At 71.3% G+C, this 18,621-nt stretch carries 19 protein-coding genes; 11 read left to right on the top strand and 8 right to left on the bottom strand.

The window, feature by feature from the left end; translation table 11 throughout:
- Positions 1-3: 3 nt before the first annotated feature.
- Positions 4-1,215, bottom strand: a complete 1,212-nt coding sequence (locus KF910_RS00875; RefSeq protein WP_292258324.1) for a hypothetical protein — start codon at positions 1,213-1,215, stop codon at positions 4-6.
- A gap of 202 nt (positions 1,216-1,417) precedes the next feature.
- On the opposite strand from KF910_RS00875, the gene crcB reads away from it, so the two are divergent.
- From crcB to KF910_RS00835, 8 genes are all read left to right on the top strand, one after another.
- Complete coding sequence (gene crcB, locus KF910_RS00870; RefSeq protein ID WP_292258322.1) at positions 1,418-1,801, top strand: fluoride efflux transporter CrcB; 384 nt, start codon at positions 1,418-1,420, stop codon at positions 1,799-1,801.
- Positions 1,798-2,793 (top strand): RluA family pseudouridine synthase, encoded by a 996-nt coding sequence (locus KF910_RS00865; RefSeq protein WP_292258320.1) that lies wholly within the window; start codon positions 1,798-1,800, stop codon positions 2,791-2,793. Before crcB ends, KF910_RS00865 begins: the two co-directional genes overlap by 4 nt.
- A 145-nt stretch (positions 2,794-2,938) precedes the next feature.
- Positions 2,939-3,613 carry an HAD-IA family hydrolase gene (locus tag KF910_RS00860; RefSeq protein ID WP_292258318.1) on the top strand — a complete coding sequence of 225 codons (675 nt, stop codon included), beginning with the start codon at positions 2,939-2,941 and terminating at the stop codon, positions 3,611-3,613.
- A complete protein-coding gene (locus tag KF910_RS00855; protein WP_292258316.1) occupies positions 3,614-4,375 on the top strand; it encodes an ATP12 family chaperone protein in 762 nt (253 codons plus the stop codon). It begins immediately after the preceding gene.
- Between the two features lie 99 nt (positions 4,376-4,474).
- Positions 4,475-6,253, top strand: coding sequence for a hypothetical protein (locus tag KF910_RS00850; RefSeq protein WP_292258314.1), 1,779 nt, complete (start codon positions 4,475-4,477; stop codon positions 6,251-6,253).
- A gap of 78 nt (positions 6,254-6,331) precedes the next feature.
- Positions 6,332-7,864, top strand: a complete 1,533-nt coding sequence (locus KF910_RS00845) for an acyl-CoA carboxylase subunit beta (protein ID WP_292258312.1) — start codon at positions 6,332-6,334, stop codon at positions 7,862-7,864.
- A gap of 10 nt (positions 7,865-7,874) precedes the next feature.
- Positions 7,875-8,333, top strand: a complete 459-nt coding sequence (locus KF910_RS00840; RefSeq protein ID WP_292258310.1) for a hypothetical protein — start codon at positions 7,875-7,877, stop codon at positions 8,331-8,333.
- 117 nt (positions 8,334-8,450) lie between these two features.
- Positions 8,451-8,672 carry a hypothetical protein gene (locus KF910_RS00835; protein WP_292258309.1) on the top strand — a complete coding sequence of 74 codons (222 nt, stop codon included), beginning with the start codon at positions 8,451-8,453 and terminating at the stop codon, positions 8,670-8,672.
- 1,095 nt (positions 8,673-9,767) lie between these two features.
- Here KF910_RS00835 and rpsU read toward each other — a convergent pair.
- Positions 9,768-10,001 carry a 30S ribosomal protein S21 gene (gene rpsU / locus KF910_RS00830; RefSeq protein ID WP_292258513.1) on the bottom strand — a complete coding sequence of 78 codons (234 nt, stop codon included), beginning with the start codon at positions 9,999-10,001 and terminating at the stop codon, positions 9,768-9,770.
- Positions 10,002-10,188: 187 nt separating this feature from the next.
- Between rpsU and KF910_RS00825 the strand changes: the two genes are divergently transcribed.
- Both KF910_RS00825 and KF910_RS00820 read left to right on the top strand, forming a co-directional pair.
- A complete protein-coding gene (locus KF910_RS00825; RefSeq protein WP_292258307.1) occupies positions 10,189-10,866 on the top strand; it encodes a COQ9 family protein in 678 nt (225 codons plus the stop codon).
- Positions 10,863-11,120: a YdeI/OmpD-associated family protein gene (locus tag KF910_RS00820; protein ID WP_292258305.1), complete on the top strand. Its 258-nt coding sequence runs from the start codon at positions 10,863-10,865 to the stop codon at positions 11,118-11,120. The genes KF910_RS00825 and KF910_RS00820 overlap by 4 nt, the downstream gene beginning before the upstream one ends.
- Before the next feature lie 85 nt (positions 11,121-11,205).
- On the opposite strand, the gene KF910_RS00815 is transcribed toward KF910_RS00820, so the two are convergent.
- The 3 genes from KF910_RS00815 to KF910_RS00805 all read right to left on the bottom strand — a co-directional run bounded on the left by KF910_RS00815 (position 11,206) and on the right by KF910_RS00805 (position 14,728).
- Positions 11,206-11,799 (bottom strand): hypothetical protein, encoded by a 594-nt coding sequence (locus tag KF910_RS00815; RefSeq protein ID WP_292258303.1) that lies wholly within the window; start codon positions 11,797-11,799, stop codon positions 11,206-11,208.
- Between the two features lie 92 nt (positions 11,800-11,891).
- Positions 11,892-14,420, bottom strand: a complete 2,529-nt coding sequence (locus KF910_RS00810) for a tipN (RefSeq protein WP_292258301.1) — start codon at positions 14,418-14,420, stop codon at positions 11,892-11,894.
- A 107-nt stretch (positions 14,421-14,527) separates the two neighbouring features.
- Positions 14,528-14,728 (bottom strand): hypothetical protein, encoded by a 201-nt coding sequence (locus KF910_RS00805; protein WP_292258300.1) that lies wholly within the window; start codon positions 14,726-14,728, stop codon positions 14,528-14,530.
- Between the two features lie 172 nt (positions 14,729-14,900).
- Here KF910_RS00805 and KF910_RS00800 point away from each other — a divergent pair, with 172 nt between their 5' ends.
- Positions 14,901-16,415 carry a phospholipase D-like domain-containing protein gene (locus tag KF910_RS00800; protein WP_292258298.1) on the top strand — a complete coding sequence of 505 codons (1,515 nt, stop codon included), beginning with the start codon at positions 14,901-14,903 and terminating at the stop codon, positions 16,413-16,415.
- Here KF910_RS00800 and KF910_RS00795 read toward each other — a convergent pair.
- From KF910_RS00795 to KF910_RS00785, 3 genes are read right to left on the bottom strand one after another with little or no spacing between them, the layout of a single operon-like run.
- Entirely contained in the window at positions 16,333-17,064 is a 732-nt protein-coding gene (locus KF910_RS00795; RefSeq protein WP_292258296.1) for an endonuclease/exonuclease/phosphatase family protein, read from the bottom strand. The two genes, KF910_RS00800 and KF910_RS00795, sit on opposite strands and share 83 nt — an antisense overlap.
- A gap of 52 nt (positions 17,065-17,116) precedes the next feature.
- Positions 17,117-17,803: a TPM domain-containing protein gene (locus tag KF910_RS00790; RefSeq protein ID WP_292258294.1), complete on the bottom strand. Its 687-nt coding sequence runs from the start codon at positions 17,801-17,803 to the stop codon at positions 17,117-17,119.
- Positions 17,803-18,621 (bottom strand): TPM domain-containing protein, encoded by an 819-nt coding sequence (locus KF910_RS00785; RefSeq protein WP_292258292.1) that lies wholly within the window; start codon positions 18,619-18,621, stop codon positions 17,803-17,805. The genes KF910_RS00790 and KF910_RS00785 overlap by 1 nt, the downstream gene beginning before the upstream one ends.

Below are 18,621 nucleotides of genomic sequence, written 5' to 3'. Positions count from 1 at the left end.
CGGTCAGCGCCCGCCGCGCGTCAGGGCGCGGTATTCGACCAGGCGTTCCTTGTCCCGCTTCACCTGGTCGGCCACGGCGTTGTCGACGTCCAGCGAGGCGTAACGGACCCAGCCTTCGACGCCCAGCTTCTCCTGGATCGCCGATACCGGCGTCTGCCAGCGGAAGTAGGACAGCCAGGTCACCAGCAGGCCCAGCACCATCGCCAGAATCTGAAGGCCCCGGAAGGCCGCCTCCTGCCCCTGGATGGGCTCCAGCACGAACAGGGCCAGCCAGGCCAGGAAGACCATGGGCGTCACGAAGCGCGAGAACCAGCGCATCCAGTAGCGTTCGCGCCGCACGCGCCACAGCTCCATCTGGACGTGCTTTTCCAGATATTCCATCCGCGCGCCCATCCACATGGTCAGGCGGGTCAGGAAGTGCGAACGCTGGCCCCATCCCTTGCCGTCCATCTGGAACTGGGTCTCGGCCTGGTCGGCCAGGGCGCGGGCCTGGGTGAACAGGGTCTGGAGTTCGCGCGTCCGCTGCACGATCTCACGCGACAGTTCGTAGGAATCGTTCTCCAGCCGGAACCTGTACTGGACGAACAGGATGGCCTGCACCGCCCAGAAGACGCCGACACCCAGCACCATGGCGCCGGCGGCCAGGCCCAGGCCCATCGGCTGCGATCCGGTCCAGCTGGTGAACCAGGTCGGCCCCATGCTGGCCAGGACGGCGAAGGCGATCAGGGCCAGGGCCTGGCACATCCGCTTGACCCCGACATGGACGCACAGGGCCTTGAACACCCGACGGCCGTAGTCGTGGATGTGGCTGCGCAGGTCCTTGTCGACGGGGAAGCGCTCCTCGATCTGGCGGCTGAACAGGACGTGGAAGCGGTCGGGTTTCCCCTCGCTTTCCCAGAAGGGGAAGATGTCCAGCGGCTGGTTGAAATATTCGTCGATGTGCGAAGACACCGCCGCGACCGTCGCCGGGTCGGTGGAGAAGACCTCACTGTCCTGGATCGGTCGCAGGATGCCCTCGGCCGGGCGGCTGACCCGCCCGCCCGAGGCCGTGCTCTGCGGCGCCTCGCGATCCGCATGGTCGGCCGAGCCGGGCGGCGGCGGGTTGGCGGGCTGAAGCCGCTGGTCGTGGCCCATGCCGCCGTGGCCTCCGTCATGCGCGGACGCCGGCGCGGCGTGGGCGTCGTGCCCGTGATGGCTGTGGTCGTCGTGCGACATGGCGGCGGCGGCGTCCTGACAGAGAATCCCGGGCCCGATACTAAGCCAGAGCGCGCCGCCGGGCCGACGACGTTCTCTCACGGCGCGAAGCCGCCCCTCCGGTATCGCCGTTAACCGTGCGTCCGGGCAAGTGAAGTTTCGGTCAGAAGGGCCGGCGCGCCAACTCTCGCCTTGCAGGCTCAGGCGGTATAAGGCCCGCAGCATGACACGGTTTCTGATCGTCGCCGCGGGGGGCGCACTGGGGTCCATGGCGCGTTATGGGCTGGGGTTGGTCGCGGGCCGTCTGGCGCCGGGACACACCTGGCCGTGGGGCACTTTCGGGGCCAATCTGATCGGCGGCCTGCTGATGGGGCTGCTGGCCGGATGGCTGGCGCATCGCGGCCAGGGCGGGGAGGGGGTTCGCCTGTTCGCGGCGGTGGGCGTGATGGGGGGCTTCACCACCTTTTCGGCCTTCTCGCTGGAGACGGCCCTGATGATCGAGCGGCGCGACTGGGCCATGGCGGGCGGGTATGTGGCCGCCTCGGTCGTGCTGGCGGTCGCGGCCTTGTTCGTCGGACTGATGATCGCCCGGAGGCTGTGGGCGTGAGCCGCGAGGTCAAGACCCTCTATGTGGCCGAGGCCGAGGACGGCATCCGGCTGGACCGTTGGTTCAAGCGGCGCTGGCCGCACGTCTCGCACATCCAGGTGCAGAAACTGGCCCGCAGCGGCCAGATCCGCGTCGACGGCGCCCGCATCAAGCCGGACGGCCGCTTGACCGCCGGGGCCGCCGTGCGCGTGCCGCCCCTGCCGGAGCCGGGCGAACCCCCCGACGCGGACAAGCAGGGCCTCAGTGACCGTGACATCGCCTATGCCCGGTCGCTGGTGCTGTATGAGGACGACCTGGTCATCGCTCTGAACAAGCCCGCCGGCCTGGCGGTGCAGGGCGGGACCAAGACGACCAAACATGTCGACCGCCTGCTGTCGGCCTGGGGCGAGGGGCTGGAGCGGCCGCGCCTGGTCCACCGGCTGGACCGCGACACCTCGGGCGTCCTGCTGCTGGGCAAGGGTCCGGAAGCGGCCAAGCGGCTGGCGGGGGCCTTCGCCCGACGTCAGGCGAAGAAGACCTATTGGGCCCTGGTCATCGGCAATCCCAAGCCGCCGGCGGGGATCATCGACCTGCCGCTGAAGAAGTCGGGCATCAACGACTTCGAGATGATGCGCCCTGCGGATTCGAAGGAGCACGGCGCCGAACCGGCCGAGACCGGCTATGTCACCGTCAGCCGCGCCGCCCACCGCGCCGCCTGGATGGCGCTGCGCCCCTTCACGGGACGGACGCACCAGCTGAGGGCCCATATGAAGGCCATCGGCCATCCGATCCTGGGCGATCCGAAATACGGCGACGAGGCCTCGGGCCAGCTGTCGGGCCTGCTGAAGCTGCAACTGCATGCGCGGCGGATCGAGCTGGATCATCCCGGCGGCGGCAAGCTGGTGGTCGAGGCGCCGCTCAGCCCCGAGATGAAGGCCGGCTTCGCCCATTTCGGCTTCTCCGAAGACGAGGCCGAGGTCGAGCCGTTCGGCGGCCTGCGGCGGCCGCGATGAGATCGGCGCCCAAAATCCTCCCCCCTCGGGGGAGGGGGACCGCGAAGCGGTGGAGGGGGCCAACCCCAGACGCCGCTGCTTGGCCTAGCCCCCTCCACCATCCTTCGGATGGTCCCCCTCCCCCGGTGGGGGAGGAGTTTCCGCGATGAGGCCGCTGGCCGTGTTCGATATCGACGGCACCCTGGTGGACAGCCGCGTCCTGATCCATGAGGCGACGGTGTCGGCGGCGCGCGGTCTGGGTCTGGCCGAGCCGTCCTATGATGTCGTGCGCCAGACCGTCGGCCTGTCGCTGCACGAGGCGATGCGGGTGGTCCAGCCCGACCTGACCGACCCAGAGCTGGCCGAGTTCGTGGCCGGGTTCCAGGCCTTCTTCCGCCGCCGCTACGAGGCCGGGCATGAGGAGCCCCTGTATGCGGGGGTCGAGGATACGCTGCGGCGGCTGAAGCGCGACGGCTGGCGGCTGGCCCTGGCGACGGGCCAGAACCGACGCGGGGTGGCGCGGAACATGGCGCGCGCCGGCTGGGCCGATCTGTTCCTGTCGGCCCATTGCGCCGAGGACGGGCCGGGCAAGCCGGACCCCGCCATGCTGATCGCCGCCATGACGGCCTGCGGCGCCTGCGCGGCGACCACGGTGATGATCGGCGACACCGGCCACGATCACCGCATGGCGGTGGCGGCCGGGGCGACGGCCCAGGGCGTTGGCTGGGGTTTTCACACGGCCCAGGAGCAGATCGCCGCCGGGGCCGTTCATGTGGCGCTGGACCTGCCGGACCTGGAGGCCGCGCTGGACCGTTTCGCCGCCGGGCAGGAGGCCGCCTGAATGCATATTCCGCCGCTGGATCCCAATGTCGCCGCCCGCAAGGGCTTCCGCGAATCCGAGGAGCGGCTGAAGCGCTTCTGGAAGGCCGTCGAGGTGCGCCCGGACGAGGGAAGCTGGGCCGTGATGCTGGACGGCCGCACGCCGAAGACGCCGGCCGGGGCGCCCGTGGCCCTGCCGACCCCGGCGGCCGCGCGGATGGTGGCCGACGAATGGGCCGCCCAGGGCGAGTTCCTGGACCCCGCGACCATGCCGGCCCAGCGCCTGGCCGCCACCGCCATCGACCGGGTGTCCCGGGCGCGGGAGGCCGTGGCCGAGGAGATCGCCGCCTACGCCGGCTCGGACGCCCTGTGCTATCCGGCCGAGACGCCCCGGGGCCTGGCAGAGCAGCAGGCGCGGGACTGGACGCCCTGGCTGGACTGGGCCGGGCGCGAGCTTGGCGTTCGGCTGGAGCCGTCCAGCGGGATCATCCATCGGGCTCAGGATCCGGTCGCCCTGGCGCGGGTGCGTGAGCAGGCCCTGGCCCTGGACGATTTCGCCCTGACCGGCCTGGCCGCCCTGACGCCCCTGCTCGGCTCGGCCGTCCTGGCCCTGGCGGTGCAGCGCGGCGCGCTGGACGGCGCCGCCGCCTTCGACCTGTCGCGCCTGGACGAGGCCTTCCAGGAGAGCCGGTGGGGCGTCGACGCCGAGGCCGCCGAACGCACCGCCGCCCGCCGCGCCGAGGCCGTGCTGATCGACCGCTGGTTCCGCGCGCTGGAAGGCTGAGGGGCCGCCGCCGACCGGGACGAATGTCAGGATGGAGGTGTCATGGCGCGGCCGGGCTGATATGAAGAACGTCGTCATGTCAGTGGACGGGAGCGAACGATGCGGGGCGTGTTCGGCGGGGCGGCGGCGGTCGGGCTGATCGCCCTGTTTTCCAGTTCGGCGGCGGCGCCGCGTCCGGCGACGTTCTCGGCAGAGGCCCTGGACCTGGTTGATCCGGTCCGTCAGGCCCGCGCCCTGTGCGGCAGGCCCGAGGGCGCCAACGTCCTGAAGCGCCGGCTTCTGACCGCCATGGCGGCCGGCGGGGGCCTGGCCGGGGCCGACGCGGACATCGCCCTTTATCCGGACCTGGCCGAGGTCCGTTTCCGGATCGCGACGAAGAGCGAAGAGGCCAGTCGATATTTCAACCAGGGCCTGATGCTCAGCTACGGCTTCAATCACGCCGGCGCCGTGCGGTCGTTCCGTCAGGCCCAGAGGCTGGATCCGGACTGCGCCATGTGCTGGTGGGGCGAGGCGGTTGCGCTGGGGCCGAACATCAATGCGCCGATGGACGACCGCGATCGGGAGGCGGCCCTGGACGCCCTGGATCGGGCCATGGCCCTGCGCGAGGCGGCGACCCCGGTCGAGCGCGCCCTGATCGAGGCGGCGGCCCGGCGCTATTCGTCCGATCCCGCCGCGGACCGACAGGCCCTGGACAGGGCCTATGCCGAGGCCATGCTGGAGGTCGCCGCCCGGTTCCCGGACCATGCGGAGGTCGCCGTCCTGGCCGCCGAGGCGGCGATGGACACGACGCCCTGGAATTACTGGGAGACCGACCGCCGCACGCCGGTCGGCCTGGCGGGGGAGGCGGTGCGGCTGATCGAGGGGGTTCTGGACCGCGATCCGGGCCATGCCCAGGCGGCGCATCTGTATATCCATCTGATGGAGAACGGCGACCCGGCGCGGGCCGAGGCCGCGGCGGACCGTCTGGCGACCCTGGCGTCCAGCGCCGGGCACCTGGTCCATATGCCGGCCCATATCTACATGGTGCGGGGGCGATACGCCGACTCGATCCGGGTCAATGTCGCCGCCGTCCGCGCCGACGAGGCCTGGATACGCGCCTCGGACGACCGGGGCCTGGTCCGCTTCGGCTACTATCCGCACAATGTCCATTTCATCGTCGCCTCGGCCCAGATGGCCGGCGACATGCGGACGGCCATCGACGAGGCCGCCCGGCTGCGCGGCCTTCTGGACCCGGAGACCTCGGCCCAGATCGGCTGGGTCCAGATGATCGACGCGGCGCCCTATCTGGCCATGGCTCAGTTCGCTTCGCCCGAGGCCATCCTGGCCATGGCCGAGCCCGATTCGCGCCTGGCCTTCGCGGGGGCGATGCGGCTGTACGCCCGCGCCGTGGCCCAGGCCCGCAAGGGGGATGGCGCCGCCTTTGACGCCACCCTGGCCCAGCTGGCGGCCCTGCGGACCTCGGACCGGTTCGACGACCTGACGGCCCAGGGCGTTCCGGCCCTGGAACTGCTCGCCCTGGCCGAGGCGGCCGCGCGGGGCCGCCGGGCCTTTCACGAGCGCCGCTATGAGGCGGCGGTGCGGCATTATCGGCAAGCCGTCGTGATCGAGGCGGGGCTTCCCTATACCGAGCCGGCTTACTGGCCCTATCCGGTCAGCCAGTCCCTGGGCGCGGCCCTGCTGAAGGCCGGGCGGGCGGATGAGGCCAGCGAGGCCTTCCGTCAGGCCCTGATCCAGGCGCCGGACAATGGCTGGGCCCTGTATGGCCTGGCCGAGAGCGAGGCGGCCCAGGGTCATGCCCTGGAGGCCGCCGCAGCCCGCCGCGCCCTGGATCGCGCATGGCTGGGCGATCACACCTGGCTGAGGCTGGATCGGCTGTAGGGCGGCGGGCCCGGTCGACGCCCCTCGCTTGCGCCCGCCTTCGGGTCTCCTTATGCCAGCGAGCAAGGAGACCCGCCCATGCAAGACATCCTCGATCAGCTGGAAGCCCGCCGCGCCGCCGCGAAACTGGGCGGGGGCGAGGCCCGGATCGCCAATCAGCACGCCAAGGGCAAGCTGACCGCGCGCGAGCGGATCGAGGTGCTGCTGGACGAAGGCAGTTTCGAGGAAACCGACATGTTCGTGGAGCATCGCAGCCACGAATTCGGCATGGAGAAACAGCGCATCCCCGGCGACGGCGTGGTCACCGGCCGCGGCACGATCAATGGTCGTCTGGTCTATGTCTTCTCCAAGGATTTCACGGTCTTCGGTGGGTCTCTCAGCGGCGCGCATGCGGCCAAGATCGTCAAGCTGCAGGGCATGGCCCTGACCAATGGCGCGCCGATCATCGGCCTGTTCGACGCCGGCGGGGCGCGGATCCAGGAAGGGGTCGAGAGCCTGGCCGGCTATGCCGACATCTTCCTGCAGAACACCCTGGCCAGCGGCGTCATCCCCCAGATCAGCGTCATCATGGGGCCGTGCGCGGGCGGCGATGTCTATTCGCCGGCCATCACCGACTTCATCTTCATGGTGAAGGACACCTCCTACATGTATGTCACCGGCCCGGACGTGGTGAAGACGGTGACCAACGAGGTCGTCAGCCACGAAGACCTGGGCGGCGCCCGCGTCCATGCGGGCAAGTCGGGGGTCGCCGACGGCGCCTTCGAGAACGATCTGGAGGCCCTGGCCGAGGTGCGGCGCCTGATCGGCTTCCTGCCCCTGTCGAACCGCGAGAAGCCGCCGGTGCGCGACTCCTATGACGACCCGGACCGGGACGAGGCCAGCCTGGACACCCTGGTCCCCGCCAATCCGAACCAGCCCTATGACATCAAGGAACTGATCCTGAAGACGGTGGACGAGGCCGACTTCTTCGAGATCGGCGCCGACTACGCCAAGAACATCGTCTGCGGCTTCGGCCGCCTGGACGGCGCGCCGGTGGGCGTCGTCGCCAACCAGCCCCAGGTGCTGGCCGGGGTGCTGGACATCGACAGCAGCCGCAAGGCCGCCCGGTTCGTGCGCTTCTGCGACGCTTTCCACATCCCCATCGTGACCTTCGTCGACGTGCCCGGCTTCATGCCCGGCACGCGTCAGGAGTACGGCGGACTGATCAAGCACGGGGCCAAGCTGCTGTTCGCCTATGCCGAGGCGACCGTGCCCAAACTGACCGTCATCACGCGCAAGGCCTATGGCGGCGCCTATGATGTGATGAGCAGCAAACACCTGCGCGGCGACGTCAACTACGCCTGGCCCAGCGCCGAGATCGCCGTCATGGGCGCCAAGGGCGCGGTCGAGATCATCTTCAGGAAAGAGGCCGGCGACCCCGAGGCCCTGGCGGCCCGCGAAGCCGAATACAAGGACCGCTTCGCCAACCCCTTTGTGGCGGCGAAACTGGGCTATATCGACGACGTGATCATGCCGCATGGGACGCGGCGGCGGCTGATCAAGGCGCTAAGGACCCTGAAGGGGAAGACGCAGAGCAATCCGTGGAAGAAGCACGATAATATTCCGCTGTGAGGGAAGTTAGATGCGCGTGTCGGCCGCCTTCCTCGTAGGCATTCTAGGTCTAGCGATTTCTGGGTGCGTTCAGACAGAGCCGCCGAAATCTCTACCTTCCGTCGTTGATGGGGTGGACGAAATTCATGTGGTGGCCAATGTCGGCTGTACGGCCCCAACCTTGGGGACCGGCTATCTTTGCAACTCGATTACCGATGGCGCTCGCATCGAACGTATCGTTGCTTTCGTGAACGCCAGGCCGAACCGTTGGATAATGCCTTGGGCCGGTGCGCCTATCCATCCGATCCGGATCGAGTTCCGCAAGGATGGCAGGCACCAGGAGACATTTGGGATCAGCGCGTCATCGTTTGAACGAGCGACGTTTTTCAGCCAGCACGCAACGCGCGCCGAGGTTGATGAGGCACTGGACTTGGTCGGTCTGGAAAGGTCCAATCTGAGGTTCGATCCGGAAGATCAAATCCCCGAGTGACCAATCTCCTCTTCGTCTGCGCCCGTAACCGCCTGTGCTCGCCGACGGCCGAGCGGGTGTTCGTTGGGCGGCCGGGCGTGGAGACGGCGTCGGCGGGTCCCCGGGTCAAGCCCGAGGATGACGGGCGCCGGATGCGGAGGCGGTGGTGGACGCCGACCACATCGACTGGGCGACGTCATCTTCGTGATGGAACGGTCGCATCCCGCCAAGCTGAACCGCCGCTTCCGCGACCGCCTGCGCGGCAAGCGGGTGGTGTGTCTGGATATTCCCGACGACTACGGCTTCATGCAGCCGGAACTGGTGGCGCTGCTGGAACAGAGGGTGGGGCGGCATCTGTGATCTCTTCTGGGCGGGGTGGGGGGTGAAGAGCCCCTCCACCGCCTTCGGCGGTCCCCCTCCCCATGGAATGGGGAGGAGAAGGGTTTGGGGGTTTGGGCGCGAGTTGGTGTGCAGCCTCTCCCTCCCCGTTCGGGGAGGGTGGCGCGAAGCGCCGGGTGGGGAGGGCTGGGCGATACGCGCGCTGAGGGTGTCGCGCCGAAGCGCCCCCACCCGTCTTCGCCCTGCGGGCTCAGACACCCTCCCCGAACGGGGAGGGAGACATCGCGCATACGGCGGCGTCTTCGCCAGCGGATGCTTGCGAAGCTCGGGAAGGCGGCGGAGCGTCGGGCCTTCGCCCGGCGTGGATGTATGAGTGCCGTGTTCGGCGAGAGGTCTGACGCTCCGCACGGAGGGTTTCCACGAGCTCGGGGCGGGCGCCGATCTTTTCGGCTACTCCCGGAGGCCCGCGGCGGGCGGGCCGGGCCAACGACCCGGTCCCGGAACGGCCAGAGTAACCCCCTCGACCCTCCCTCGGTCGCCGGACCCGTCGCCAATGACTGTCCGATCCGACGACCGCAGGCCCATGCGTGTGAGTGACACGCACAGCCCCGCTTCCTCCGCTCCCGCCGCCGCGAAGTCGCTGGCCTCGCGGCCTCCCCATGCGACGGGACCAGGGGAGTATAGGGGCGGGGCGAACCCAGGCGTGTGAGATGGGGTTAGGGGTGGGGATTGATGTGCGGGGTCAGGGAGATGGGTTCCCTGGCGCGCGCAGTTGGCGGTCCTGACCCCTCTCCCGATGGGAGAGGGTTTGAACGCCCAAGAGCCCGCCAGGGCGATTGGACTTGCGTGAAAGGGTGAGGGGTTACGGCGCCCGCCGGGTGAGCGCGTAACCCCTCACCCTTTCGGCTGGCGCATCGCTGCGCTCTGCGGGCCTCAAGCCCTCTCCCTGTGGGAGAGGGGAGGTGTGTGGGGGGGGAGCGCCGGCGCCCGGAGTCTAGCCCCTTCACCGCTTCGCGGCCTCCCTCCCCCGGTGGGGGAGGATCTGGGAGGCGGGGCATGAAAAAGGCCCGCCGGATCGCTCCGGCGGGCCCTGGTCTTTTCAGCCTGGCGCTGGGATCAGCGGGCGCGGGGCTTGGGCGCGGGCAGCAGGCCTTCGCGCTGGGCGCGCTTGCGGGCCAGCTTGCGGGCGCGGCGGACGGCCTCGGCCTTCTGGCGGGCGCGCTTCTCCGACGGCTTTTCATAGTGCACGTGGCGCTTCATTTCACGGAAGCTGCCTTCGCGCTGCATCTTCTTCTTCAGGGCCTTCAGCGCCTGATCGACGTTGTTGTCGCGGACGAAAATCTGAACCAGGTTCAACTCTCCTTTGGCCGCCCGCCGCGTCCTGTGAGGGAGACGGGCAGACAAATAAATCTCATCTCCGACGGAGCGGGTCCGCGGATGAAGGCGGGCTGATACACGAGCCCGCCCCCCATGTCCAGATCGTCGCGGCCATATCTGAAGGGTCGAAACACCCGCAATACGGGCTTATGATGCTGCCATGACCGAGGCGCCACACCTGTCGAACAGCGGTGATTCCCGCGACTGGGCCGACCGCATGGAACAGGCGGTGCTGGACGCCGCCCTGGAGCGGGCGGCGGATCTGGGCTGGAACGCGCGGATGGTGCGGGCGGCGTGCGAGGCCAACGGACTGTCGCTGGGGGACCAGGAGCTGCTGCTGCCCAACGGGGCGCGGGATCTGGCGGCCCTGCTGTGGCGGCGGCGGGACGATGAGGCCATGGCGACCCTGGCGGCCGTCGATCCGGCGACGCTGAAGATTCGCGAGCGGATCGCCCGGGCGGTGTCGGCCCGGCTGGAGGCCGGGATGGCGCACGAGGCGGCCGAGAAGCGGGCGGCGGGGTTCCTGGCCCTGCCGACCAACGCCGATCTGGCGGCGGGCCTGACCTGGGCGACGGCGGACCGGCTGTGGCGCTGGGCCGGGGACAGGGCCACGGACTGGAACCACTATTCCAAGCGGGCGATCCTGTCGGGGATCCTGCTGCCGGCCATGACGATGCGGCTGTTCGACGGGCGCGAGCCGGCGGACGGCTTTGTCGCCCGGCGGATCGAGAACGTCATGAGCTTCGAGAAGTGGAAGGCCGGCAAGGATTTCGACGCCCCGATCCGCAAGCTGACCGAGGCGCTGAGCCGGATGCGCTATGGGGCGCGGGCGTCGTGAGCGGAACGACGACGGCCCTGCCCGGCGGCGTCGTGCATGAGTTGCCGGACGACCTGCGGGCGGCGCTGGAAGGCGACGAGGCGGCCCGGGCGACATGGCTGGACATCACCCCCCTGGCCCGGAACGAGTGGATCTGCTGGGTCGAGTCGGCGAAGAAGGCCGAGACGCGGCACAAGCGGATCGTGTGGGGCGGCGAGAACCTGCGCGACGGAAAGCGGCGGCCCTGCTGCTGGCCGGGATGCAAGCACCGCTGAGGCCCGGGGGCGGGCTTTCGTAAAGGCCGGGATTCAAGACGGTCCGTTCTCCCTCGAACAAAGGGAGAGGGAGAGGTGCGTGAGCCTAGGCCACGGCGGCGCGGGGCAGGGGGGGCAGTTGGGCCGCCACGGCGGAGACCGCCGCCTTGACCGCCTGGCGGGCCTGGGCCTCGTCGGCGTCGTCGGGAACCCGCAGCAGGCCCACGGCGGGGGTCTCGGTGACGTCGGGCAGGCCGGCGAGGATGCGGAACAGCAGATAGGAGCCGGCGTCGCGCCCCGCCTCGGAAGTGGCGCGGGCGGGCAGGCCGGCGGCGGCCAGTGCGCGCACCATCTCGGACACCGGCAGGGTGGCTCGCGCCAGGCCGGGCAGGGCGGGGTCCAGCCGCCCCTCGCCGTCCAGGGAAAGGTTCTCGGCCCGCATCTGCAGGCTGAAGCCGCCCTCGGACGGGCCGCGCCCGACCAGCAGCAGGGCCCGGCAGCGGCGGTCGCCCATATGAAGGCTCAGGGCCTCGAACAGACGGTCCGGGGCGTCGCCTTCGACATGGACGGCGCGGGCGCCCGACGGGCTCCAGAGGGCGCCGGACAGGTCCTCGACCGGGTCCCAGACGGCGTCGTCGGGGTCATAGCCGCAGACGACGATGACGGGGCGGCGATCATGCGCGGCGTCGGAGTCTGGCATGGGCCTGCCCAGGTTTGTGACAGCGACGTGACAGTCGGCCCGACCGTGGGGGCTCAGGGCGATGTCGTCAACCCGGATTCCCCGGGAGGGAATCAGGCCAGGTCGCCGATGGCGGCGTCCAGCAGCAGGAAGGCCCGGCCGCCGTCGGTGGACAGGCGCGCCAGGACGCCGCTGGATTCCGGCCCGAAGCCCTGAAGCTCGCGCCCGAAGGCCCGGACATAGGCCTCGGCGTCGGCGCGGACCTCGGCGTCGCCCAGGACGCGGCGCGAGACGCTGCGGACCGCGGCGGGGGCCACGCGGCGGACGATCAGCCGGGCGGAGGCGGCGTCGCCGGCCGACCAGTGGCGGGCGGCCTCCTCGATGCGGGCGCGGGGCAGCAGGGCGTTGGGATCGACCCCCATGCGGCGGATGCTGGCCACGATGCGGTCGGCCAGGGCGTCGACGTCGGCCGGGGGCATGACCGGGGCGGTCAGGTCCAGGGGCGGGCCCTCGGCGTCGGGTTCGCGGCCCTCGACCAGGTCGTTCCAGCCCAGCTGTTCCTCGGCGGGCGGGCGGGCGCCGTCGGCGGGGGCCAGCTTCAGCCGACCGCGCAGGCCGAAGGCGCGGGCGTCGTCGCGCGGGGCCTCGGGGGCCTGAGGCTCGGCGGCGGGACGGCGGCGGCCGGTCGGGGCGTCGCCCGAGACCACGCCCATCAGCCGCACCGCCTCGGTCAGCATGTCGTAGTTGCGGCGGACCCGCTCCTGGAAGCCGGCGTCCAGGGCCTCGGTGTCCTGGGCCGCCTTGCGCGAGGCCTCGGTGAGGGCGGCCAGACCGTCCTCGACCGCGCGGCGCACCGCCTCGACCCGTTCGCGGGCCTGGTCGGGCAGGGTTTCGGCCCGGCTGTCGATCTCGGCCACGGCGCTTTCGATCCGCGCCAGGGCCAGGGTCACGCGTTCCAGGGTCGATTCGACCCGTTCCAGGGCCTGGTCGCCGGCCTCGCCCACCAGCCCGGCGGTCTCGGAGACGATGCGGCGGGCCTCGGCGATGCGGGCCTCGGCCGCCTGATCGGCCTTCTGGGCCGCCTCGAACAGGCTTTCGCCCAGGCGGTCGGCGCGCAGGCGGGCGTCCTCGACGGTGCGGTCGGCGACCTGGCGGCCCTCTTCGGCGGTGGCCTGAAGCGCGACCAGGGAGCGGCGCGTCTCCTCCATCAGGGTGTCGCGGGCGTCGGCGGCCAGGGCCTCGAACCGGTCCAGGGCCACCTTGGTGGCGGCGTCGAAGCCGTCGGCCTCGCGCTGGGACATCTCGACCAGGGCGCGGAACTGGTCGCCGGCGGCCTCGATCAGGTCCTTGATGGTCTCGTTGGCGGTCGAACTGGTCTGGTTCAGTTCGGCGGCGGCCGTGCGGGCGGCCGAGAGGTGTTCGGTCAGCTGGGCGCGCTGGCTCTCGACCTGGGCCGAGAAATCCTCCTGGTCGGTGCGCAGGGCGTAGGCGGCGGTGACCAGGGCGGCGCGCTGCTGGCTGAGGCCCTCCTCGACCGACTGGATCTGTTCGGAGACGCCGGCGCCGGCGTTCTCGAGCCTGAGAGTCTGGCGCGACAGGTCGTCGGCGGCCAGGCGGGCGGCGTCCTGGGCCTCTCCGGCGGCGGCGGCCAGGTCGGCGGCGCGTGCGGCCAGGGCGGCCTCGGCCTCGCGCAGCTGGGTCTGGGCCAGGTCGGAGGCGTCCACCACCATGCGCGACTGGCGGTCGATGGCCTCCAGAACGCTGCCGGCCTGGCCTTCCAGCTGGCCGCCCAGGGTCTGGAGCTTGCCGCGCTCGGCGCCCAGCTGGTCGGTCAGGCGGCGGGCGGTGCGGCCCGCGGTCTCGGCGGCCTCGTTCAGGCGCTGGGTCTCGGCGATCAGGGCCTCGCGCAGCAGGGTCAGATCGTGGCGGGCGCGGTCGGCGGCCAGGGCGGCGTGGTCGATGTCGGCGCGCAGGGTGTTCAGCACCTCGCCCGTCTGCTGGGCCGCCAGGGCGGTGGGGGCGACCAGGGCGGTCGACAGGTCGCGGGCGCGGCGCGTCTCCTGCGCCAGTCCGGCGCCTTGCCGCACGGCGTGGGCCAGAAGGATGGCCAGGCCCGCCGGGGCCAGGGCCAAAAGGCCGTAGATGGCCAGGCGCATCGGCTCCAGCACCGAGGTTCCCAGGCCGTATTCGTAGGCGGCCCAGGCGGCGATGCCGGCGATCCACAGGGCGGCGGCGATCCCGCCGATCAGATAGGCGTGGCGGGCGGGCGGACGGGCCGGGGCGGCGGAGGCCAGGGCGGCCGGCGCGGGCGCGGCGGGCAGGGTGGGTTCCGAGGCGGGGGCCGGCGGCTGGCCCATGTCGATGACGACGGCGGCCTGGGCGGCGCGCTCGGCCTCGGCCTGGGCTTCGGCTTCGGCCTGGGCTTCCAGTTCGGCCTGGCGGGCGGCCTCCTCGGCCTTGCGCTGTTCCTCGGCGAGGCGGCGGCGACGACGCTCGGACATGGGACGGGGCGGCGCTTCGGGCGCGGGCTCGGCCTCCTCCGCCGGCGCCTCGGGCAGGGGCTGGGGAGTCGGGTCGATCGGCGCCGGAGCCTCGGCTTCGGCGTCGGAGGATTTCACAGGCGGCCGGCTACGGGATTTCATCAGGCGTCGATCTCGGGTCTGATCCCCCGTCAGGCCCAGCCTGATTTCGAGGGTGCGCGGACCCTAGCCGCTAGAGCCGGAAGATCAAAGCGTCGGGCGCCCGTGCGTCAGCAGTCGCGCGCGTCGGGGGTGATCGTCACGGTCAGGGCGGGCGTCGCGGCGTCGCCGTCGTCGCAGTTGGCCAGGCGGTGAACCTCATGCTCGGGAGCGGCGGCGCCGCGCGGGTCCAGGTTCACGCCGAACTGGGACAGGGTCAGGGCGGCCAGCATGGCCATCAGGCCCGCCAACAGGTCGATCAGTATCTGCAATGGATCGCCCCCCGATTTAGACGCCGCCTTATGCGCGCGCACAGTGGGGCGGAACAATGGCGAAACCGCACAACGGTCGCTGGCGTTGACCGAAAGCGGCGCCGCGTGGAACGGATGCCACATCCCCGCGCGCGCGACGCGCCTTCGTCATGCGAATCGGTCACGCTGAGACATGCCTTCGCGCACGCACAGCTATGACGGCAGCCTGCTGCAGCCCGGCGACGGCCTCTGGCGGGTGGAGCGGGCCGACCGTTACGCCGTGCTGATGGAGAACGACGCCTATTTCGAGGCCCTGTCATCGGCGCTGAACAAGGCGCGGCGGTCGATCGTCATCCTGGGCTGGCAGTTCGATCCGCGCACCCATCTGACCCTGAACGCGCCGGCGGACGACCGCACGGCCGAGATCGGCCACCAGCTGCGCCTGCTGGTCAAGCGGAACCCCGAGCTGGACGTCCGCCTGCTGATCTGGAAATCGCCGCTGCTGATCGCGGCGTCGCAGGGCTTCTATCCGCACCGGGCCCAGCGCTGGTTCCGCAAGCGGACGGTGGAGTTCCGGCTGGACAGCCCCGGCCCCATGGGCGCCTGCCATCACCAGAAGGCGGTGATCATCGACGACAAGGTCGCCTTCTGCGGCGGTGGGGACATCGCCACCGACCGCTGGGACAGCGAGCGGCACCTGGACGGCGACCCCAGGCGCTGCCAGCCCTCGGGCGTGATCTGCCCGCCCCGGCACGAGACCATGTGCGTGTTCGACGGGGCGGCGGCGCGGGCCCTGGGCGACCTGGCGCGCGAACGCTGGCGCCGGGCGGTGTGGGAAAGGACCGAGCCGGTCGATGTCGAGGGCGATCCCTGGCCCGACGGGGTCGAGCCGGTGATCCGCGACGTGCGCCTGGGCCTGTCGCGCACCGAGCCGGACGGGGCGACGCCCGAGGTGCGTGAGAACGAGGCCCTGCACCTGGCGGCGATCCGCGCCGCGCGGCGGCTGATCTATCTGGAGAACCAGTATTTCACCTCGGCCGTCGTGGCCGAGGCCCTGGCCGCCCGCCTGGCCGAGCCGGACGGGCCGGAGGTGGTGCTGATCACCACCGGGCGCAGCCCCAGCTGGTTCGACCAGCTGACCATGGACAAGGCCCGGGCCCAGGTCCTGTATCGGCTGGAACAGGCCGACCGGCACAATCGCTTTCTGGCCCTGGCGCCGCGAACGACCGAGGGCGGGCGGATCATCGTCCACGCCAAGGTCTCGATCATCGACGACCGGCTGCTGCGGATCGGATCGACCAATCTGAACAACCGCTCGTTCGGCTTCGACACCGAATGCGACGTCTCGATCGAGCCGGAGGACGCGGGGGGGCGCGAGGCGATCCGGGACCACCGTCACCGGTCTCTGGGCCATTTCCTGGGCGTCACGGGGCCGGAGTTCGCGGCGGCCGAGGCGGTCATGGGCTCGACCGGGGCGGCCATAACCGCCTTCGACACCGGCCGGCTTCAGGTGCTGGGGGCCGATCCGCCGTCGTGGGCGCAGAGCCGGATCGCCGACTGGCGACTGGGCGACCCGATGTCGGTGCACGATTCCTGGCGGCCCTGGCAGCGCCGCGGCAAGGCCGTCAGGCGGGTTGAAGCGCGAAGTCGAACACCAGCGGCAGGTGATCCGACGCCGCCCGCGCCAGGGGCGAGGCCGGGGCGCTGATCTTCAGGGGCCGCACCTGGGGGCTGACGAAGACGTGGTCGATGCGGATGGCCGGGAAGGTCGAGGGGAAGGTCTTCACCGACGGCCTGAGGCCCAGCATCCGCTGGGCGTCCGACAGGCGCCGGGCCAGGGTCTGATAGGGCCGGGTCAGGGAGGTGGCGTTGAAGTCGCCGGTCAGTATGGTCGCCCCCTGGCAGGCGCCCAGCCAGTCCTGGCCGACCAGGGCCGCCGTCTGAAGACGCTGTTCGCGCGGCATCAGGCCCAGGTGGGTGTTGATGACGTTCAGCGGCGTCCCATCGATCTCGATGCGCGACCACAGGGCGCCGCGCGGCTCCAGCCCCGGCACGCCCGAGATGGTGGGCAGGGCGGCGGCCCGCATCAGCCGTTCGGGCCAGCGGGTCAGGATGGCGTCGCCGTAAAGCTCGGTCTCCACCGCCATGGCCGGGTGGAAGCGGAAACTCATGGCCAGGCGTTCGGCGATGCTGCAGGCCTGGTCGACGTGGGCGGTGCGGGCGCGGCCGACGTCCAGTTCCTGAAGGCAGACGATGTCCGGCTCATGCTCGGCCAGGACGTCGGCGATGCGCCCGACGTCCAGCCGGCGATCGACGCCGACGCAGCGATGCACATTATAGGTGATCAGGCGGGCCATCAGCGTCTCGGGGCTAGGCCCTTTTTCACCGAAACGCCAGCCGTCTGGGCGATCAGATCAGCACCAGCCGGTCGGGCAGTTCGTTGCGGTCGTCCGGGGCCGGAGGGAAGTGGGCCGCCAGGGCGTCGCCGCACAGGCCCACCGCCGCCTCGAAGCCCTCGACCGGCCGGCCGGCCCGCATGGCGCCGGTCAGGGCCTGGACCGCATCGGCCCAGGTGTCGGGCCCGGCCAGGCCATGCACCGCCTCGTCGGCCACCACCTCGACCTGGCGGTCGTCCAGGCAGGCGAAGATCAGCACCCCGGTGCGCCGGTCGGTCTGGTGCAGGCCGTGGGCCATGAACTGGCGGACCGCCGCCTGGCGCGCCCGCGCCCGCCGCACCGCGCGCGGGGTGACCCAACGGCGCACGACGGGGAGGGAGACGATCAGGAAGACGCTGATGAAGGTTGCCGCCTGGACCAGGGCGTAGGCCGCCAGGGCCCGGCCGATGATGATGTCCCGCGCCGCCAGATGCGCCGCCTCCCAGCTGTCGGCTACGCCGGGGAACCAGGCCGGGTCGAAGCCCAGGGGGATCAGGGCCATGGGCGCCAGCAGGGCCGCCAGGGCCGCCCAGCCCAGCCGCACGTCGCGATAGGCCGAGACCCGCCGCGCCAGGACGCAGAAGATCTCGCCGGAGGTCCGGGCCTCGGCCGCGGCGATGGCCGCCGCGATGCGGGCGTGATCCTGGGGCGTGAAGCGCATCACCATCCTCCCGAGGCGCCGCCGCCGCCGAAACTGCCGCCTCCGCCGCTGAAGCCGCCGCCGAAGCTACCGCCGCCGAAGCCGCCGCCGCGGCCCCGGCCGGAACTGTTCCTCAGCGCCTCGGACGCGGCCCAGATCAGGATGGGCGAAACCCCGCCGCGCCGCCGCCGGCCCCGCGCCGCCGATCCGATCAGGGCCAGGAAGAGGAAGAAGAAGACCAGGAATACGATGATCATCGGCCCGATGGCCGGGCCGGGCCGCTGGCGTTCGGCCTCGACGGCCACGGCCTGGGCCTCGGCGGGATCCAGCCTCAGCTGACGGTCGATGGCGTCCACTCCTTCGGTTATGCCGCGCTGGAAGGCGCTGGTGCGGAAGGCGGGCAGCAGGGTGGTCTGGATGATCCGGGCGGACAGGGCGTCGGTCAGGACGGGCTCCAGCCCATAGCCCACCTCGATCCGAACCTTGCGTTCGTTGGGGGCGATGATCAGCAGGACGCCGTTGTCCTTCTGCCGCTCGCCGATGCCCCAGTGGCGGCCCAGGCGATAGCCGTAGTCCTCGATCTCATAGCCCTGGAGGCTGGGCACTGTGACGACGACCAATTGATCGCCGGTGGCGGCCTCCAGCGCCTCCAGCTTGCGGGTCAGGGCCGCCTCGGTGGGGTCGTCCAGCAGCCGGGCCTGGTCGATGACCCGGCCGGACAGTTCGGGAAAGCGCGGCTCGGCCGACCAGGCGGGACCGGCCAGGGCCAGAAGCGCCCAGGCCAGGGCCAGGCCGATCAAGGGGATCAGGCCGCGCGTCCCCGCGCGCGTGGCGGACAC

It is taken from the genome of Brevundimonas sp. (assembly GCF_019636155.1).
Lineage (GTDB): Bacteria > Pseudomonadota > Alphaproteobacteria > Caulobacterales > Caulobacteraceae > Brevundimonas.
Note: the sequence above shows the minus strand (reverse complement) of the source record. Positions and strands in the feature narration are given on the sequence as shown.

What these genes read in the sequence shown, in the direction of transcription:
- KF910_RS00815 (WP_292258303.1), bottom strand. Translation starts at nt 11,799, where the DNA reads ATGCCAGACTCCGACGCCGCGCATGATCGCCGCCCCGTCATCGTCGTC.
- KF910_RS00790 (WP_292258294.1), bottom strand. Translation starts at nt 17,803, where the DNA reads ATGCGCTTCACGCCCCAGGATCACGCCCGCATCGCGGCGGCCATCGCC.
- KF910_RS00825 (WP_292258307.1), top strand. Translation starts at nt 10,189, where the DNA reads ATGACCGAGGCGCCACACCTGTCGAACAGCGGTGATTCCCGCGACTGG.
- KF910_RS00855 (WP_292258316.1), top strand. Translation starts at nt 3,614, where the DNA reads ATGCATATTCCGCCGCTGGATCCCAATGTCGCCGCCCGCAAGGGCTTC.
- KF910_RS00850 (WP_292258314.1), top strand. Translation starts at nt 4,475, where the DNA reads ATGCGGGGCGTGTTCGGCGGGGCGGCGGCGGTCGGGCTGATCGCCCTG.
- KF910_RS00800 (WP_292258298.1), top strand. Translation starts at nt 14,901, where the DNA reads ATGCCTTCGCGCACGCACAGCTATGACGGCAGCCTGCTGCAGCCCGGC.
- KF910_RS00810 (WP_292258301.1), bottom strand. Translation starts at nt 14,420, where the DNA reads ATGAAATCCCGTAGCCGGCCGCCTGTGAAATCCTCCGACGCCGAAGCC.
- KF910_RS00875 (WP_292258324.1), bottom strand. Translation starts at nt 1,215, where the DNA reads ATGTCGCACGACGACCACAGCCATCACGGGCACGACGCCCACGCCGCG.
- KF910_RS00840 (WP_292258310.1), top strand. Translation starts at nt 7,875, where the DNA reads ATGCGCGTGTCGGCCGCCTTCCTCGTAGGCATTCTAGGTCTAGCGATT.
- crcB (WP_292258322.1), top strand. Translation starts at nt 1,418, where the DNA reads ATGACACGGTTTCTGATCGTCGCCGCGGGGGGCGCACTGGGGTCCATG.
- KF910_RS00860 (WP_292258318.1), top strand. Translation starts at nt 2,939, where the DNA reads ATGAGGCCGCTGGCCGTGTTCGATATCGACGGCACCCTGGTGGACAGC.
- KF910_RS00795 (WP_292258296.1), bottom strand. Translation starts at nt 17,064, where the DNA reads ATGGCCCGCCTGATCACCTATAATGTGCATCGCTGCGTCGGCGTCGAT.
- KF910_RS00835 (WP_292258309.1), top strand. Translation starts at nt 8,451, where the DNA reads ATGACGGGCGCCGGATGCGGAGGCGGTGGTGGACGCCGACCACATCGA.
- KF910_RS00845 (WP_292258312.1), top strand. Translation starts at nt 6,332, where the DNA reads ATGCAAGACATCCTCGATCAGCTGGAAGCCCGCCGCGCCGCCGCGAAA.